This is a genomic window from Winogradskyella epiphytica, from assembly GCF_003217215.1.
GTDB classification, from domain to species: domain Bacteria; phylum Bacteroidota; class Bacteroidia; order Flavobacteriales; family Flavobacteriaceae; genus Winogradskyella; species Winogradskyella epiphytica.
Map to the genome: position 1 here is coordinate 60480 of NZ_QJTD01000003.1, position 18668 is coordinate 79147.

Sequence of the window (18668 nt, forward strand, 5' to 3'; positions counted from 1 at the left end):
TGGAATATTACTTTTTTTTAACCGTAGTGATTGTGTATTTTTGCGCTTTAATTAAGAATTTTTATGGCTATTAATACAGAGAACGTTAGTGTTGAAATATCAAAGACTTCTAAAATAGATAGTGTTGATTTTAGTAATTTAAATTTTGGACGAGAATTTACAGACCATATGTTTGTCTGTGATTTCGTAGATGGAGAATGGCAAACACCTAAGGTGATGCCTTATCAAGCTATGTCCTACGAACCTTCTGCAAGAGTATTCCATTATGGACAGGCTGTCTTCGAAGGAATGAAAGCGTATAAGGATGATAATGGAAAAGTTTTTCTATTTAGACCTAAACAAAACTTTGACAGAATAAACAAATCGGCTCAGCGTTTAGCTATGCCTGCTTTTCCTGAGAACTACTTTTTTGAAGGATTAGAAACGTTGTTAAAATTAGATAACGAATGGATTAAGCCAGGAATGGGTAATTCACTTTATTTACGTCCATTTATTATTGCTACAGAACCAGCGATTTCTGCTTCGCCTGCAAATACATATAGATTTATGATTATTTGTTCGCCAGCAAAGGCGTATTACAATGCTCCAGTTAGGGTATTAGTAGCAGAGGAATATAGCCGTTCTGCAGATGGTGGTGTTGGTTTTGCTAAAGCTGCTGGAAACTACGCCGCGCAATTTTATCCTACAAGTTTAGCTCAAGAGAAAGGCTTTCAGCAAGTGATTTGGACCGATGCTAGTACACATACTTATTTAGAGGAAGCGGGGACGATGAACGTATTCTTCAGAATAAATGATACCTTAATTACGGCACCAACTAGTGACAGAATCTTAGATGGTGTTACCAGAAAGAGTATTGTTCAATTAGCGGAAGATTTAGGTATTAAATGTGAAGTGAGAAAAATCAAAGTTGATGAGATAAAAACCGCAGCCAAAGACGGAAGTTTAAAAGAAATATTTGGTGCTGGAACTGCAGCGGTAATTAGTCCTATTTCTGCATTTGAACATAAAAATGAATTATTTGATATTCCTGTATCTGAAGACTCATATGCGAAACTATTCAAACAAACCTTATTAAATATCCAGCATAATGTATCTGAAGATAAGCATGGTTGGAGATATGAAGTGAAATAAGCTTTTATCACAGGTTATAAATAAAAAAAGCAGCTATTTAGCTGCTTTTTTTATTTATCGTTCTAAGATTTCCTTAATATGAGGTTGAAAGTAGTTAGGGCCTTTTAATACTTTGCCGTCTTCTCTATATATAGGTTCTCCGTCTTCACCTAATTTACTCATATTGCTTCTTTGTATTTCTTCAAAGACTTCTTCGATTTTATGTTGCATACCATGTTCTATAATCGTACCGCATAAAATATAAAGCATATCACCTAAAGCATCGGCTACTTCTACTAAATCGTTATTATTAGCGGCTTCTAAATACTCTTCATTTTCTTCGCGCATCAGTTTATAGCGTAGCATGTTTTTTTCATGGCCCAAATCGGCTTTCGGAGTCTCTCGATGTCCAATTTTAAATGCGGTGTGAAACGCTTTAACAGCATTAATTTTGTCTTGCATAGTTGTGGTTTATTAGTTGCTTAATCCTTACTTTTGCATAAAAATAAGAAGATGTTTAGTACTGGTCAATTGATTTTTGGAATATTATTTTTTGTAGCCTTTGCCATTATCATTGGTTACCAATATCGTAAAGATCTTCGTCTTCATAAACGTTACTATAAGGGAACTATTTGGGTTTTAATTGCTTTTATAGGTTTTATAGGTATGATCGCTGCTATTAAATACATTTTTATGTAGTCGATCTTTTTGCATCAAATTCTTTTAAAACTTCTAAAAGCCTGAGTTAGGAAGGTTTCAATAATTATTGACAAAAAAAATAAAATATCAAACAAAAAAAGCAGCCTTTTATAGGACTGCTTTTTTTTATTTAAGTTAGTTTGTATTAAGCTTTAGTTGCTTTAACAACCACTTTTAATTCAATATCATCGTTGATGAATTTGTCACCTAAATCACTAAAGAACGATTTAGAACCATATTTTACATTCCATTTAGAACGATCAATAGTGAAGGTTTCACTTGTTAAAGTGATGGTCTCACCTTTGTTATCAACTGTTACCGGAAATGTAACATTGTTTGTAGCATCTTTAAGGGTTAAGTTTCCAGAAAGCATAGTTTGACCATCTTTTGTAGAAATACCAGTCATTTCAAAATTTGAAGTTGAGAATTTTTCAACTTCGAAAAAATCTGCACTCTTAAGATGTCCAGTCAATTTTGCATGGCTCTCATCGTCAGCAGGAATATCTAAAACTTCGATACTATTCATATCAATAATAAATTTACCTGCAGCTAATTCGCCATCAGTAGCTTGTAATTTTCCTTCTTGAATAGCAATAGTTCCAAAGTGTTCACCAGTTGGTTTGAATCCTTTCCACTCAATAGTTGAATTTTCAGTATCTACTTTGTAGTTAACTGCAGTTGCTTCAGCTTTCGCAGCTTCAGCAGCTTTAGTTGTTTCAGCTTCTTTAGCTTTGTCTCCACAGCTAGTGAATGTAATTAAGGCTACTAGAACAAAAGATTTTAATAATAGTGTTTTCATGTTTTTATTTTATTTGTTTGAGGATGCAAATATAAATAAATGGAAGAACAAACAATCAAAATAAATTGTTAATGACATTTTGACATTTTTAGAATAATGGCAGTACTTTTGCCCATTCTAAATCGAAGATTTTAAAAAAAGAACTCAAAATGAGTAAGAAAGATAAAAATAAGAAGGTAGAAGATCCACAAGTTGAGGATCAGGCTACAGTTACGGCAGAGTCAGAAGAACAACAAGAAGAAACTAAAACTGCTGAAGAGCAGCTTCAAGACCAATTAGTTGCTGAAAAAGAAAAGTTCATGCGCCTATTTGCGGAGTTTGAAAATTATAAAAAGCGAACGACTAAAGAGCGTATTGAACTGTTTAAGACAGCAAGTCAGGATGTAATGTTAGCCATGTTGCCAATTTTAGATGATTTTGAACGTGCATTAGCACATATCGAGGAGACGGAAGAAACAGGAGAATTAAGAAAAGGTGTTTTGTTAATTCAAAGTAAGTTAATCCGAACTTTAGAACAAAAAGGATTAGCTAAGATTGAGGTTAGACAAGGAGATGTGTTTAATGCAGATAATCATGAAGCGGTAACTCAAATTCCTGCACCAAGTGACGACTTGAAAGGAAAAATCATTGACGTTGTAGAACAGGGCTATAAATTAGGAGATAAGGTGATTCGTTTCCCAAAAGTAGTAGTAGGGCAATAAATATAGATAACAGGAATGTTAAATCAAGAGTTTTCACTTTAGTGAAGATGAAGAATAAATTATTTGATGAAAGAAGATTATTACGACATATTAGGAATAAGTAAAGGAGCATCCGAATCCGAAATAAAGAAAGCCTATCGTAAGATGGCATTGAAGTATCATCCTGATAAAAATCCAGATGATAAGGAAGCTGAAGATAAATTTAAAAAAGCAGCTGAAGCCTATGAGGTTTTAAGTAACGCAGATAAAAGAGCCCGTTATGATCAATTTGGACACCAGGCTTTCGACGGCGGAGGAGGCTTCGGCGGTGGCGGAATGAATATGGATGATATCTTTAGTCAATTCGGAGATATTTTTGGAGGCGCTTTTGGCGGCGGCGGAGGCTTCGGTGGTTTCGGCGGCGGTGGCAGACAACGTGTAGTTAAAGGAAGCAATTTACGTATCCGTGTGAAGTTGACTTTAGAAGAAGTCGCTAATGGTGTTGAAAAGAAAATAAAAGTAAAGCGTAAAATACAAGCGCCTGGAACTACTTATAAAACCTGTAGTACTTGTAATGGTTCTGGTCAAGTGACACGAGTAACAAATACCATATTAGGTAGAATGCAAACGGCTTCGCCTTGCCAAACCTGTGGTGGTGCTGGTCAATCAATTGACAAAAAACCTGCTGATGCAGATGCTCAAGGTCTGAAAATAGCAGAAGAAACAGTTTCTGTTAAGATTCCAGCTGGGGTTGAAGATGGCATGCAACTTAAAGTTACAGGTAAAGGTAATGACGCACCTGGAAATGGAATTGCTGGAGATTTATTAGTGGCCATTCAAGAGGAAGAGCATCCTACACTAAAACGTGAAGGTGATAACTTGCATTATGATATGTATGTGAGTATTCCAGATGCTGTTTTAGGAAACTCTAAAGAAATTGATACTGTAACGGGCAAAGTGAGAATTAAAATTGAGCCAGGAGTACAGTCTGGTAAGATATTAAGACTTCGTGGTAAAGGTATTCCAAGTATTAATGGTTACGGTAAAGGTGATTTATTAGTGCATGTAAATGTTTGGACACCAAAAACTTTAAGTAAAAAACAGAAGTCATTTTTTGAAAGTATGAAAGAGGATGAACACTTTGAACCTAAGCCAGAAAGTTCAGATAAGTCCTTTTTTGAAAAGGTAAAAGATATGTTTTCTTAATTTAGAGGCTATTTAAGAAAAAATGCTATCTTTGGTATATCGCTAATCTAATTGGCGATAATTTTTCTTTTTCATAGCAATTTTTTCCCATCCTTGTTTAACCATAAGGGTGGGTTTTGTTTTTTATAGAATAATTGCTATTTAACTATCGAAGTTCATTGTTGCGAACTTAAAATTTATCCCTAATGTCAAAGGCAATTTAGTTACAGTTACACATCTATGATATGTTTTATCTTCCATGATCAATATAATTGTTAATACGGGCAACATGTTTTGAATGAGTTAAAGAAACACGTATTTATTCTATAAATAGTAGATCATTTTTATTCTAAATCTCGTACATTTAATATCTTTACGCACTAACCACAGCATTAAATTCTAGTTATATATGAACGATTTATTAGTCGCTGATGCCGTTTCTAAAAGCTTTGGAAACTTTAAAGCGCTAAATCAAGTGTCAATTGCTGTCCCAAAGGGTAGTATATTTGGACTTCTCGGTCCCAACGGAGCTGGGAAAACTACGCTGATTCGTATCATTAATCAAATCACCATGCCAGATGAAGGTCGTGTTTTTTTAGATGGACAGCCCCTCAAGCCAGAACATGTTAGAGATATTGGATATTTACCAGAAGAGCGTGGACTTTATAAGTCTATGAAGGTTGGTGAACAATGTTTGTACCTTGCGCAATTGAAAGGTCTTAGCAAATCTGAAGCAAAACAAAGACTAAAATATTGGTTTGATAAACTAGAAATTGGAGATTGGTGGAATAAGAAAATTCAGGAATTGAGTAAAGGTCAAGCGCAAAAAATTCAATTTGTGGTCACCGTCTTACATCAGCCTAAATTATTGATATTTGATGAACCCTTTTCAGGGTTCGACCCTATAAATGCCAATTTAATTAAAGATGAAATTTTACAGTTGAGAGAGGAAGGTGCTACTGTGATTTTTTCTACACACCGAATGGAATCCGTAGAAGAGTTATGTGATCATATAGCTTTAATTCATAAATCAAATAAGGTGTTAGATGGTAAATTAAATGATATCAAGCGGCAATATAAAACAAACACCTTCGAAGTAGGTTTACAAGCATCTAATAGCGATAGAGTTATTACTGAAATTAAAAATCAATTTGAAGTACTTCCTGCCACATTTAAAAATTTGAATGACGATGTGAAGTTAAATGTGAAGTTAAAAGAGGATGTCTCACCTAACGATTTGCTTTCATTTTTAACAGCAAAGGCCGAAGTACACCACTTTGTTGAGGTGATTCCTTCAGCAAGCGATATTTTTATTCAAACCGTAAAAAACAACTAAGGATGAATCATTTGCCACTAATTATAAAACGTGAATATTTCACAAAGGTGAAGAATAAGTCATTCATAGTTATGACGTTCTTGAGTCCTTTAATAATGATTGCGCTTTTCGCCGTTGTAGCCTATTTGTCTCAATTAAATAATGATAAACAGCGGACCATTTCTGTTTTAGACGATACGGGCTATCTAACAAATGTTTTTGAGAATACAGAAAACACCTCTTATACTATATTAAATGGATTGAAATTAAAGGATGCTATTGAATTAGTTAAAGAAAAAGAAGATTACGGTTTATTACATATTGCTAAAATTGATGATTTAGATGGTGTTTCGGACCATATTAGGTTCTACTCAGAAGAAACCCCTTCATTAAGCGTTATTTCTGGATTAGAGCAGCGAATTGAAAAGCGACTAAACGAAATGAAGCTGGAAAAAGATGGGGTTACGCTAGCCCAAATTGAAGCTGCTAAAACGAATGTTGATATAGCCCAAGAAAGTTATACTGGTGAAAAAAGCTCCAAAGCAGATAATGTAGTAAAATTGATGTTTGGTGGAGCAGCTGGTTATCTATTATTTATGTTCATTATCATTTATGGTAATATGATCATGAGGAGTGTGATTGAAGAAAAAACTAGTCGAATTATTGAGGTTATAATTTCTTCAGTAAAACCTATTCAACTTATGATGGGTAAAATTATAGGGACGTCTTTGGCTGGAGTTACTCAATTTATTATTTGGGCAATTCTAGGTGGAGTTCTTATGGTGCTTGTAGGTTTCATTTTTAATATTGATATTTTAGCAATGCAGACTCAGCAGCAAGAAATGGCCATGCAATCGCTTCAAAATTCTGGAATGGATCAAAAAGTAGGTGAGTTTTTTATCGCCTTTCAAAATTTGCCAATGACTAATCTTATCATCGCATTTTTATTCTTCTTTATTGGAGGTTATTTATTGTATAGTTCTTTATATGCCGCCATTGGGGCTGCAGTAGATAACGAAACTGATACACAACAATTTATGTTACCTATATTGATGCCGCTAGTTTTGGCGGTATATGTGGGCGTATTTACCGTAATTGAAGACCCGCATGGTGTTGTTTCAACAGTGTTCTCATTTATACCATTCACCTCTCCAGTTGTAATGCTTATGAGAATCCCGTTTGGCGTGCCAATTTGGCAACAAGGGTTGTCACTTTTGTTACTTATAATTACATTTATAGCAACAGTTTGGTTTGCTGCAAAAATCTATCGTGTTGGGATTTTAATGTACGGAAAAAAGCCAACCTATAAAGAGCTTTTTAAATGGTTGAAATACTAAAAAATGAGTCAAGACCTTAAAGATATAGAAGATAGTATTACCCAAAGTAGCCTTTGGGAAACCATAACGAAGTTTTTGGACCAACATATTGATTTTGGTTCAGATATTAGTATCTCTCTTTTAGACGTCTTAGTAGTTATAACAGCTATTCTTGTAACTACCGTAGTACTAAGAATTATATTAAAAATAATCACAAGAAATCTGCCTGCAGAGAACAAAGGGAAATTTAATGTGGTATACGGTTATTTTAGATGGCTTGTTTACTTTGTTATTTTAATCTTGACCTTAAATAGTGTTGGCGTTAAAGTTACAGCGGTTTTTGCAGCATCTGCAGCACTTTTAATTGGTGTTGGTCTTGCGCTTCAAACTTTATTTAAGGATATTATCTCTGGAGTTTTTATATTAGTAGATCAAACATTACAGGTTGGTGATATTATAGAGCTGGAAGGAAAAGTGGGTCGTGTTGAAGAAATTAAATTAAGAACAACAAGGGCCGTAACTATCGATAATAAAGTATTAATTATTCCCAATCATTTATATTTGGACAATACCTTGTATAATTGGACACAAAATGGAACGCTCACAAGAGAAAGTGTAAAAGTTGGTGTGGCATATGGAAGTGATGTGCAATTGGTTAGAAAATTATTGATTCAAGCGGCAAGTACGCATGAAGAGGTGATGTCGCAGCCAGAACCAACAGTAATTTTTGCAGATTTTGGTGATAGTTCATTAGATTTTAAACTTGTATTCACTTTGCGTGATAGCTTTAAAGCTCAACATCCTAAAAGTGATATTCGTTTTGAGATTGATCGACTATTTAGAGAAAACAATATTTCGATACCGTTTCCGCAGCGTGATATTCATATTATCAAATCTCAAGAAATTGATTAAATAAAAATTATCAATCCTATGAATCTAAAAACTTATAGAGTTCTATTTATAGTACTTGCATTGTGTTTTTCACAATTGGGTTTAGCACAGCTAACCGATTTAGCGAGGTTGGAATATTCTTTTATTCCGAAGAGTAAATCTGGTGATCAGTATACACGATTAAGAGCATTAGTTAATTATCCAATAGAATTAAAAAAAGATAATTACCTTGTAATTGGAGGAGAGTATAATAGAGTCATCTTAAATCTTGAGGATAATTATCCCTTTGATAATTCACAATTAGAAACAATTAATATAATTGATTTAAATATCGCTTATACCTTTAAAACAAGTGAATTTTGGAGATTTGGTGCTAAAATTAATCCTAGAATTGCTTCAACCCTAAATGAAACTATCACCATGGATGATCTCTTTTTAAACGGAGGTGTTTACGCGATCAATGATAGAACCGATGATGAAACTGCAGAAAAACCGTATCGTTTAATCTTAGGATTAACTTATAATTCAACTACGGGTATTCCTTATCCTTTGCCATTCGTGAGTTATTTTAGACGTTTAAATGATAATTGGTCTTATAATTTAGGTGTGCCAAAATCTAATGCAAAATACTTTTTTAATGAGGAAAATATTGTTCAAGCTTTTGTTGGTTTAGACGGGTATTTTGCGCATCTGCAACGGCCAATTATAATCAATGGTAAACAGGCAGATCATGTATCTTTATCTGTTGCTGTTGGAGGATTGGGCTACGAGCATTATTTTACGAAACATCTAGTTCTGTACGTGTATTCAGGTTATACCTTTCGTTTAAATAATATACTTAGAAATGAAGATAAGGATGAAGTCTATAAATTAGATGACAGAAATGCATTTTACTTAAGAACAGGATTAAAATTTAAATTATAATTATGCCGAAAATATTAATAATTGAGGATGAAGCAGCGATTCGTAGAGTATTGGTAAAGATTCTTTCCGAAGAAAATGATTCATATCAAGTTGATGAAGCTGAAGATGGATTAGCAGGTGTTGAAAAGATAAAAAACGAAGACTATGATTTAGTGCTTTGTGATATTAAAATGCCTAAAATGGATGGTGTCGAAGTATTGGAGGCCGTTAAAAAAATAAAACCAGAAACCACAATGGTCATGATTTCTGGCCATGGGGATTTAGATACGGCTATAGAGACGATGCGCTTAGGGGCATTTGACTATATTTCTAAACCGCCAGATTTAAATCGTTTATTAAATACAGTACGTATTGCCTTAGATAGAAAAGAGCTTGTAGTAGAAAATAAAATGCTCAAGAAAAAAGTGAGCAAAAACTACGAGATGATAGGGGACAGCGAAGGCATATCACGTATCAAAGATATGATTGACAAAGTGGCACCTACAGACGCACGTGTTTTAATTACAGGTCCCAACGGAACAGGTAAAGAACTCGTTGCTCATTGGCTTCATCAAAAAAGTGAACGTTCAAGTGGACCGATGATTGAAGTTAATTGCGCTGCTATACCAAGTGAACTTATCGAAAGTGAATTATTTGGTCATGTTAAAGGCGCATTTACGTCTGCGGCCAAAGATAGAGCAGGTAAGTTTGAAGCCGCTAATGGTGGTACTATATTTTTAGATGAGATAGGAGACATGAGTTTGTCTGCTCAGGCCAAAGTTTTACGCGCTTTACAAGAAAGTAGAATTCAACGTGTTGGTAGTGATAAGGATATTAAGGTAAATGTAAGAGTGGTTGCAGCTACCAATAAGAATCTTAAAAAAGAAATTGAAGAAGGGAACTTTAGAGAGGATTTATTCCACAGACTAGCAGTGATTTTGATTGAAGTGCCTCCATTAAATGATAGACGAGAGGACATTCCGTTATTAATTAATTATTTCTCAAAAAAGATTTCAGGAGAGCATGGTACCGCGGTTAAGTCGTTCTCAGATAAAGCCATTAAGTTGCTTCAGAATTACGATTGGACGGGGAATATCCGAGAGTTACGCAACGTGATTGAACGCCTGATTATTTTAGGAGGAACAGAAGTTAGTGAAAGTGATGTAAAGGCTTTTGCTTCAAAATAAAACAGATCATTATGAAAGAAGTAGATATTAAAGATTTTAAAATAACCTCAGATATAAAAATTGAAGATTTACCTACATCCTACGATTTAGAGTCGAAGAAAAAGAAAATTAAGCGAGAGCTTAGAACTGTGAGTGAAAACTTAGCTGAGATTCAAAATAGGATGTATGCTCACGGAAAATATGCAGTTCTTATGTGTATCCAAGGGATGGATACTGCTGGAAAGGATAGCTTGATTCGAGAAGTTTTTAAAGAATTCAATGTCAGAGGTATTGTAGCTCATAGTTTTAAAACTCCTACAGCTTTAGAGTTGAGACATGATTATCTGTGGAGACATGATGTGGCCTTGCCAGAACGTGGTAAATTTGGAATTTTTAATAGAACACATTACGAAAATGTATTGGTAACACGAGTTCATCCGGAGTATTTACTGAATGAAAATATGCCAGATATTAATAGTGTGGATGATGTTAACGATGCCTTTTGGGACAGACGCTTCGATGAAATTAATAATTTCGAAAAACGCATCGCAAATAATGGTACCATTGTGTTTAAATTCTTTCTGAATTTATCTAAAGACGAACAGAAAAATCGATTATTAAGACGATTAAACAAACCAACTAAAAATTGGAAATTCTCTCCAGACGATTTAGACGAAAGAAAGCTTTGGGATCAATATCAACATTGCTATGAGGATGCAATTGATAGAACGTCAAAACCACATGCACCGTGGTATAATATACCTGCAGACGATAAACCTACAGCGCGTTATATTGTAGCGAAGATTTTATATGACACTTTAAAAGAATATGAAGATATAACTGAACCAGAATTACCAGCTGAACAAAAGGCGAAGGTAGACCACTATAAAGAGCAACTGGAGAAGGAGTAATCTTAACATAAAAATAGTACAGTATAAAACGACCGAAAAGTATACTCTACTGATCGGTCGTTTTTTATTCTCAAACTTCACTTAAAATTTCAGGAGTTAAATTCTATCAGCAGGGTGTTCTTCTATGGGTTTACCATATTCATCTTTATAAATTTTAACCAATGCCATAAAAATACTCACTAGGAGTGGACCGAATATTAAACCGATAAATCCGAATAAAGGTACACCAACTATGACCCCAATAAGTGTTACTAAAGGATGGACATTATCAAGTTTTTGCAAGACATATAATCGGATGATATTGTCTGTAGAACCTACTACAACGAATCCGTAAATTAATATTCCCCAGGCTTGAAATGAGTTTCCTGTAGATAGAGTCAGTATAAACACGGGGAGAATTCCAATTAGGGTACCAACGAATGGAATCATGGAACCTATGGTGACTATTCCAAACCAAAAGAATGGTTCTTCGATACCAAAAATGAAGAATCCAATAAGCGCAATAATACCTTGTGCAACCGCAACTAAAGGAATCCCAATGGCATTAGATTTTACCATCGCTTGCACTTCGACACCAATCTTATTGATGTTATAATTATTCATAGGAATATAGTCACGCAAAGATTGTCTTAATTCCTTTCTATTGGTAAGCATAAAATAGAGCATAAAGTACATAAGACCAATAGCAATAAATAAATTGAAGGTGCTGCCAGCCATACTTTGTAAACTCTCCGAAAGCCATGTGGTGATGCCTTGGGTATCAATTTGAGAATTTATATCTATGCCGCTTTTTAATTCTAGTCTACCAGCCTGATCTTTAAACGCATTGATTACCCTCTCACTATTATTATCGACTTCAGAAATTTTGTTCCCCAACATAATCGCAAATCCAGTAAGTGGAATAAGTACAACGAAAAATGAGGCCGCCATTAAGAAGAGCGCAGCTAAAGGCGGTTTCCAATTTTGCTCTTTAACCAACTTCTTCATCATTTTCCTCATTAAGATATAGAAGGTAATAGCTCCCAAAACACCACTTAAATATGGAATCATTTCACGAAAAATCAAACTTCCTGTGAGGATGATTAATAGTAAGACAAAAATTTGACGGATTATTTTAGGTGCAATTTGATTCATTATGGTGAGTTAGAGATGGTCAAAGGTAAAGGTAAAGCTTAAGTGATTGTGATTTTATTAGACAAAAGATTAACCCAGTAACATAATTTTATATTCAATTTTAAAAATTTAGTTCTACTTGATTTTTCAATATATCTTCAAAATTTTCTCTTTGTCTTATGAGGTGAGCTTCACCTTTATGCAATAAGACTTCAGCAGGCCTATATCGAGAATTATAATTACTGGACATGGAATAGCAATAAGCGCCAGCATTTTTAAAGCATAAGATATCGCCTTCAGTGATCTCCGGGATTCGTCGGTTATTAGCAAAGGTGTCGGTTTCACAGATATAACCTACTACAGAATAAAACCGGTCTCGGCCATTCGGATTTGAGATGTTTAGTATTTCATGTTGAGAACCATAGAGCATAGGTCTAATCAAATGATTTAAACCTGAATCAATTTGAGCAAAAACAGTTGAGGTCGTTTGTTTTACAACATTAACTTTAGCTAAAAACACACCAGCCTCACTCACTAAAAATTTTCCGGGTTCAAATGCTAGAGTTAGTTCTTTACCATACTCTTTACAAAACAGATTAAATTGTTTGGACAACTTCTCGCCTAATTCTTCAATATTTGTTTCAATATCTCCTTCTTTATAAGGGACTTTAAATCCAGATCCAAAATCAATAAAATCTAGATTTTTAAACTGTTTTGCGGTTTCAAAAAGTATTTCACTAGCATATAAGAACACTTCAATATCTAAAATATCACTGCCTGTATGCATATGGATACCATTAATAGTCATATTTGTATTCTCTACAATACGTAATAAATGAGGTATCTGATGAATTGATATGCCGAACTTACTATCTATATGTCCCACAGAAATATTAGTGTTTCCACCAGCCATGACATGAGGATTAATTCGAATACATACTGGCGTATTCGGGTGCTTCGTGCCAAATTGTTCTAAGATAGATAGATTGTCTATATTAATTTGAACACCAAGTTGTGCAGCACTTTCAATTTCTTCTAAAGAAACTCCGTTAGGGGTGTAAATAATATCCTCAGGTTTAAATCCAGCCGTTAATCCTAATTTCACTTCTTGAATAGAGACGGTGTCCAATCCAGAACCTAAAGTGTTAAATAGCTTTAGAATAGAAATATTAGACAGGGCTTTTACTGCATAGTTGAGTTTTAAGTTTTTAACCGATTTAAAAGCGCTAGTTAATCGATTATACTGAAAAATGATTTTTTCAGAATCATAAACGTAAACGGGGCTTCCAAAATCTTTTGCTATTTGTAAAAGTTGCTGATTCATATTTTATTAATTCAATGAGGATTTATTAAGATTTCTGTGGTTGACACTATGGTAATTTATTTCTTTCTATAAAGAACCAGTTAAATATAGGATAAATTAGAGAAGTTAGATTAATTCATTATCAAATATTAGGGTAAGTTAATGTGATTAATTATTTTTGTGGCAATAATCTTTCGGTGTTAATTTTTCCGAAGAGCAATCAAAAATTTCTGATTAAAAATGAATTTACACGAATATCAAGGAAAAGAGTTATTAAGTAGTTTTGGAGTACGAATTCAAAGAGGAATCGTTGCCCAAAGTGCTAAAGAAGCTGTTGATGCAGCAAAACAATTAACGGCTGAAACTGGTACAGGATGGCACGTTATTAAAGCGCAAGTTCATGCTGGTGGCCGCGGAAAAGGTGGTGGAGTAAAATTGGCAAAAAATCTTCAAGAAGTTGAAGATATTGCAGGACAGATTATTGGTATGAACCTGGTAACACCTCAAACTTCAGCAGAAGGAAAAAAGGTACACCAAGTTTTAGTAGCTGAAGACGTTTACTATCCAGGTGATAGTGAACCAGAGGAATATTATATGTCTGTGTTATTAAACCGTGGAACTGGAAGAAATATGATTATGTATTCTACTGAAGGTGGAATGGATATTGAAACGGTTGCAGAAGAAACTCCGCATTTAATTTTTACTGAAGAAATTGATCCAGCAACTGGGATTTTACCTTTCCAAGCCCGTCGCGTTGCCTTTAATTTAGGTTTATCTGGTACAGCGTTTAAAGAAATGACAAAATTTGTTACAGCCCTATATACGGCTTATGACAAATCTGATGCATCCTTATTCGAAATCAACCCAGTTTTAAAAACTAGTGATAATAAAATTATGGCAGTAGATTCTAAAGTGACTTTAGATGATAATGCTTTATTCAGACACAGAGATTTAGCTCAATTACGTGATTTACGTGAAGAGAACCAAATCGAAGTTGAAGCAGGTGCTCTAGGATTAAACTATGTAGACTTAGACGGTAACGTTGGTTGTATGGTTAACGGTGCAGGTTTAGCAATGGCTACTATGGATTTAATTAAGCAAGCAGGTGGTGAGCCAGCTAACTTCTTAGATGTTGGTGGTACTGCTGATGCAGCTAGAGTAGAAGCAGCTTTCAAAATTATCTTGAAAGATCCGAACGTAAAAGCAATCTTAATCAACATTTTTGGTGGTATTGTACGTTGTGATCGTGTTGCTCAAGGTGTTATTGATGCTTATAAAAACATGGGTAATATTAATGTGCCAATCATTGTACGTTTACAAGGAACAAATGCAGACATCGCTAAAGAATTAATTGATAATTCTGGTTTAGATGTTATGAGTGCAACTGAATTCCAAGAAGCAGCTGATAAAGTACAGCAAGTTTTATCTTAAATAACTTAGTTATATAAATTGAAAAGAGCGACTAATTTTTTTAGTCGCTCTTTTTTGTACTTTAAATCGAAATAGTAGATAAAATTAATCCTTCTTCTTTTCTCCTTTTTTAGGCATTGGACCCCTTAGATGAATAATTAAACCATTCAAAAAATTTCTTAAAACTTGGTCGCCACATTCCATATATTTTGGATGATCGTCTTTTCTAAAGAAGGCATTTAGTTCACTTTTTGAAATTCTGAAGTCGACCAATTCTAATATTTTTACAATATCATCATCTCTAAGTTTATGAGCTACTCGTAGTTTTTTAAATATGTCGTTATTTGTCATGACGTTTATGTTTTTAATTTATTTAGAACTTTAAAAATTTTTAATGACTGTATAGCCAATAGTATGCCTTTCCAAATTGAGATGACCAAAATTTTTCATTATGTTGTCCCCCTTCAACAATATGGCTTTCAAATTGATGATCTTTTATACCTTTAGTTTTAAGTAATGATATCATTTCTTTTAATTTCGGAACCATGTTTTCACCTTCATCTGTGCCTGCAACAAAATAAAATCTTGAGGTCTCAGGAATATCGGTCGCAACTACTAATTTAAAAATTTCTGGATTTATCCAAAAAGATGGAGAGAACACTCCAGCTTTACCAAATGTTTCAGGATAATTAATTGTGGCGTAAAATGAAATCAGCCCACCTAAAGATGATCCGAATATAGTAGTAAACTCTGCACTCGGCTTTGTTCTATAGCTTAGGTCTATATGTGGTTTTAAAGTGTTTTTTATAAAAGTGATATAAGCTTCTCCATTTCCTCCGCCATACTTTTCATGGTTATAAGGAGTGAGTTCATCAATGCGTTTCTCATTACCATGTTCAATGCCAACAATGATACTTTGGTTAGCTTGAAGACTATCCATAAACTCATCAATTTGCCATTCTACTGCGTATGAGGTGCTTGCGTCGAATAAGTTTTGTGCGTCATGCATGTAAATGACAGGAAAATGATTTTTAGCGTTTTGGTAATTTGTAGGTAGATAAACCCAAATAGTTTTAACTGTATTTAGTTGAGGTGCGTTAATTGTAAATTTTGTAACTCTCTCATATACAGTGTTTTGAGATGTTAGGTTAAAGAAGGCTAATACAATAACAAGCAGGTGTAAATGCTTCAATATCATGCGATTATAACAGTTGTAAATTGATAAACGTTTAATATTACCGACCAATTACATTAAACTTTTCGACAAGATACATTATATCAACGACAATAAAATAAACTACCTCGTTAACTTTACAGTATAATTTAACTCCCTCCGACTCATGATAAATCGTGCTGAAAAATTAAGCTTGCTTTCTGAGATGATAGCTTTTGCTCAAACGGATGATAATATAAAAGCTATTGAATATAATTTTCTCTTGAGCATTGCTAAACAATTAGAAATTTCTAAAGAGGATTTTCAGTACCTTTTAGAGCATCCTGTAACTTACGTACATTTGAAATCCCATAGTGAGCGGATTGTCCAATTTCACAGATTGGTGTTACTCATGAATTTAGATCATAAGGTTGCTCCCAAACAATTGGTTAAAATTCATAATTTTGGATTACGTATGGGATTGAGCCATGAATCTATAAATCGCGTTTTAGATTTAATGGATAGTTTTCCAAATAAAATCGTTCCACCTGATTTTTTGATCGATATTTTTAAGATACAGTATAATTAATTGAAAGGTTGATTCAGTAAACCTTGGCAAATAAATATCATGGCATATCAGACACACATTTTCGACAACACGAAAAATGAGGTGTTAGTTCACTTTTAGTTTTTCTAATTTACTCTGATAAGCTGTTATTTCATCCCTAAACTGCGCTGCTTCCATAAAATCTAAAGCCTTAGCAGCTTGTTCCATTTGCTTGCGTTTTTCTCGGATTTTCTTTTCAAGCTCAGATTTAGATAAGTATTCACTTTCTGGTTCTGCGGCAATTTGTGCGTCTAATTCTGTTCTATATGTGCTCACCGAATTCTTTGATAAGGCACTATCTAAACTCTTATTTAATGCTGTAGGTACGAGGTTATGCTTGGTATTATAGGCTATTTGTTTTTCACGACGATAATTGGTTTCGTCTATAGTTTTTTGCATGCTGTTCGTTATTTTGTCCGCATACATAATTGCTTTTCCATTCAAGTGTCTCGCTGCTCTACCAACTGTTTGTGTCAATGAGCGCTCCGATCGTAAAAACCCTTCTTTATCCGCGTCTAGAATAGCCACAAGAGACACCTCAGGTAAATCTAAACCTTCACGTAATAAGTTAACACCAATTAAAACATCAAATACCCCTTTACGCAAATCTTGCATAATTTCTACACGTTCTAAAGTATCAACATCACTATGAATGTATCGGCAACGTATTGAAATTCGTGTGAGATATTTTGTGAGTTCTTCAGCCATTCGCTTAGTTAAAGTGGTCACTAAAGTACGTTCGTCCTTTTCAACACGATCTTGAATTTCTTCAATTAAATCATCTATTTGATTTAGGCTCGGACGAACCTCAATAATTGGGTCTAATAAACCTGTTGGTCTGATTACTTGTTCTACATAAACACCATCCGATTTTTGCATTTCATAATCCGCTGGAGTTGCCGAAACATAGATGACTTGATTTTGAAGCGCTTCAAATTCTTCAAACTTTAAAGGCCTATTATCCATGGCTGCAGGTAAGCGAAAACCATAATCCACTAAGTTTACTTTTCGGCTTCTGTCACCACCATACATGGCATGAACTTGTGAAATAGTCACATGGCTTTCATCTACAACCATTAAGTAGTCGTCAGGAAAATAATCCAATAAACAGAATGGTCTAGTACCAGGAGCTCTTCCATCTAAGTAGCGTGAATAATTTTCAATTCCAGAACAATAACCTAATTCACGAATCATTTCTAAATCAAATTCAGTACGTTCTTTAAGTCGTTTGGCTTCGAGATGCTTTCCTATTTCCTTAAAATAATCATATTGTTTAACCAGGTCATCTTGAATGTTTTTTATAGCGCCATTCAAAACGTCTGGTGATGTAACGAACATATTAGCTGGATAGATATTCAAACGATCATAACGTTCTATGATTTCGTTTGTTCTAGCGTCAAATGCTTCAATTTCTTCAATTTCATCTCCAAAGAAATGAATCCTGAAAGCATGATCGGCATAACCTGGAAACACATCAACGGTATCTCCTTTAATTCTGAAATTTCCATTTTTAAATTCGGCTTCAGTTCTTGAATACAAACTCTGAACGAGCTGATGCAACAATTTAGTACGGGAAATAACCTGATCGCGTTCTATTGAAATGACATTTTTCTGAAATTCAACTGGATTTCCGATACCATATAAACAGGAAACGGAAGCAACGACTATCACGTCACGTCGACCGGAGAGTAGGGAAGAGGTGGTGCTTAGACGCATCTTTTCAATCTCCTCATTAATAGATAAATCTTTTTCTATATAAACTCCAGAGACAGGAATGTAAGCTTCAGGTTGATAATAATCGTAATAGGAGACGAAATATTCAACTGCATTATTTGGAAAAAATTGTTTGAATTCTGAATACAGTTGAGCCGCTAAGGTTTTATTATGTGCTAAAACTAAGGTTGGTCGTTGTACTTCTTCTATAACGTTGGCCACAGTAAATGTTTTACCAGACCCTGTAACACCCAAAAGTGTTTGGTACTTATCGTTATTAGTAATTCCTTCAGCTAATTGTTTTATAGCCTGAGGCTGATCTCCTGTAGGTTTAAATTCAGATTCAATTTTAAATCGCATAGTGCAAAGTTACGATAAAGTTCTATGTCAGCCA

At 34.3% G+C, this 18668-nt stretch carries 19 protein-coding genes; 12 read left to right on the forward strand and 7 right to left on the reverse strand.

The window, feature by feature from the left end; all coding sequences use genetic code 11:
* The first annotated feature begins 63 nt into the window (after positions 1–63).
* Positions 64–1131 (forward strand): branched-chain amino acid aminotransferase, encoded by a 1068-nt coding sequence (locus DFQ11_RS09240; RefSeq protein ID WP_110475602.1) that lies wholly within the window; start codon positions 64–66, stop codon positions 1129–1131.
* Between the two features lie 54 nt (positions 1132–1185).
* On the opposite strand, the gene DFQ11_RS09245 is transcribed toward DFQ11_RS09240, so the two are convergent.
* The gene (locus tag DFQ11_RS09245; protein WP_110475603.1) at positions 1186–1572 is read right to left on the reverse strand and encodes a pyrophosphohydrolase domain-containing protein; all 387 of its coding nucleotides are present in this window, start codon (positions 1570–1572) and stop codon (positions 1186–1188) included.
* A 51-nt stretch (positions 1573–1623) separates the two neighbouring features.
* Here DFQ11_RS09245 and DFQ11_RS09250 point away from each other — a divergent pair, with 51 nt between their 5' ends.
* Positions 1624–1809, forward strand: a complete 186-nt coding sequence (locus DFQ11_RS09250) for a hypothetical protein (protein ID WP_110475604.1) — start codon at positions 1624–1626, stop codon at positions 1807–1809.
* A 145-nt stretch (positions 1810–1954) separates the two neighbouring features.
* On the opposite strand, the gene DFQ11_RS09255 is transcribed toward DFQ11_RS09250, so the two are convergent.
* Positions 1955–2608 (reverse strand): YceI family protein, encoded by a 654-nt coding sequence (locus DFQ11_RS09255; protein WP_110475605.1) that lies wholly within the window; start codon positions 2606–2608, stop codon positions 1955–1957.
* A 149-nt stretch (positions 2609–2757) separates the two neighbouring features.
* On the opposite strand from DFQ11_RS09255, the gene DFQ11_RS09260 reads away from it, so the two are divergent.
* The 8 genes from DFQ11_RS09260 (at position 2758) to DFQ11_RS09295 (ending at position 10975) form a co-directional block, all read left to right on the forward strand.
* Positions 2758–3309: a nucleotide exchange factor GrpE gene (locus DFQ11_RS09260; RefSeq protein ID WP_110475606.1), complete on the forward strand. Its 552-nt coding sequence runs from the start codon at positions 2758–2760 to the stop codon at positions 3307–3309.
* A 66-nt stretch (positions 3310–3375) separates the two neighbouring features.
* On the forward strand, positions 3376–4494 hold the full coding sequence (dnaJ, locus tag DFQ11_RS09265; protein WP_110475607.1) for a molecular chaperone DnaJ: 1119 nt from the start codon (positions 3376–3378) through the stop codon (positions 4492–4494).
* 388 nt (positions 4495–4882) lie between these two features.
* Positions 4883–5809, forward strand: coding sequence for an ABC transporter ATP-binding protein (locus DFQ11_RS09270; RefSeq protein ID WP_110475608.1), 927 nt, complete (start codon positions 4883–4885; stop codon positions 5807–5809).
* Positions 5810–5811: 2 nt separating this feature from the next.
* Positions 5812–7125 (forward strand): ABC transporter permease, encoded by a 1314-nt coding sequence (locus tag DFQ11_RS09275; RefSeq protein ID WP_110475609.1) that lies wholly within the window; start codon positions 5812–5814, stop codon positions 7123–7125.
* 3 nt (positions 7126–7128) lie between these two features.
* The gene (locus DFQ11_RS09280) at positions 7129–8016 is read left to right on the forward strand and encodes a mechanosensitive ion channel family protein (RefSeq protein WP_110475610.1); all 888 of its coding nucleotides are present in this window, start codon (positions 7129–7131) and stop codon (positions 8014–8016) included.
* Between the two features lie 18 nt (positions 8017–8034).
* Positions 8035–8919: a DUF6268 family outer membrane beta-barrel protein gene (locus DFQ11_RS09285; RefSeq protein ID WP_110475611.1), complete on the forward strand. Its 885-nt coding sequence runs from the start codon at positions 8035–8037 to the stop codon at positions 8917–8919.
* 2 nt (positions 8920–8921) lie between these two features.
* On the forward strand, positions 8922–10085 hold the full coding sequence (locus DFQ11_RS09290; RefSeq protein ID WP_110475612.1) for a sigma-54-dependent transcriptional regulator: 1164 nt from the start codon (positions 8922–8924) through the stop codon (positions 10083–10085).
* An 11-nt stretch (positions 10086–10096) separates the two neighbouring features.
* The gene (locus DFQ11_RS09295; protein ID WP_110475613.1) at positions 10097–10975 is read left to right on the forward strand and encodes a PPK2 family polyphosphate kinase; all 879 of its coding nucleotides are present in this window, start codon (positions 10097–10099) and stop codon (positions 10973–10975) included.
* A gap of 96 nt (positions 10976–11071) precedes the next feature.
* Here DFQ11_RS09295 and DFQ11_RS09300 read toward each other — a convergent pair whose 3' ends face one another.
* Positions 11072–12109: an AI-2E family transporter gene (locus DFQ11_RS09300; RefSeq protein WP_110475614.1), complete on the reverse strand. Its 1038-nt coding sequence runs from the start codon at positions 12107–12109 to the stop codon at positions 11072–11074.
* A 100-nt stretch (positions 12110–12209) separates the two neighbouring features.
* Positions 12210–13412 carry a diaminopimelate decarboxylase gene (lysA, locus tag DFQ11_RS09305; protein WP_110475615.1) on the reverse strand — a complete coding sequence of 401 codons (1203 nt, stop codon included), beginning with the start codon at positions 13410–13412 and terminating at the stop codon, positions 12210–12212.
* Positions 13413–13631: 219 nt separating this feature from the next.
* Between lysA and sucC the strand changes: the two genes are divergently transcribed.
* Entirely contained in the window at positions 13632–14822 is a 1191-nt protein-coding gene (sucC, locus tag DFQ11_RS09310; protein ID WP_110475616.1) for an ADP-forming succinate--CoA ligase subunit beta, read from the forward strand.
* 84 nt (positions 14823–14906) lie between these two features.
* On the opposite strand, the gene DFQ11_RS09315 is transcribed toward sucC, so the two are convergent.
* Entirely contained in the window at positions 14907–15152 is a 246-nt protein-coding gene (locus tag DFQ11_RS09315) for a DUF1456 family protein (RefSeq protein WP_110475617.1), read from the reverse strand.
* Positions 15153–15192: 40 nt separating this feature from the next.
* A complete protein-coding gene (locus DFQ11_RS09320; RefSeq protein ID WP_110475618.1) occupies positions 15193–15999 on the reverse strand; it encodes an alpha/beta hydrolase in 807 nt (268 codons plus the stop codon).
* Positions 16000–16141: 142 nt separating this feature from the next.
* Between DFQ11_RS09320 and DFQ11_RS09325 the strand changes: the two genes are divergently transcribed.
* Positions 16142–16543 (forward strand): TerB family tellurite resistance protein, encoded by a 402-nt coding sequence (locus DFQ11_RS09325; protein WP_110475619.1) that lies wholly within the window; start codon positions 16142–16144, stop codon positions 16541–16543.
* 84 nt (positions 16544–16627) lie between these two features.
* On the opposite strand, the gene uvrB is transcribed toward DFQ11_RS09325, so the two are convergent.
* Entirely contained in the window at positions 16628–18634 is a 2007-nt protein-coding gene (gene uvrB, locus DFQ11_RS09330; protein ID WP_110475620.1) for an excinuclease ABC subunit UvrB, read from the reverse strand.
* Between the last annotated feature and the right edge of the window lie 34 nt (positions 18635–18668).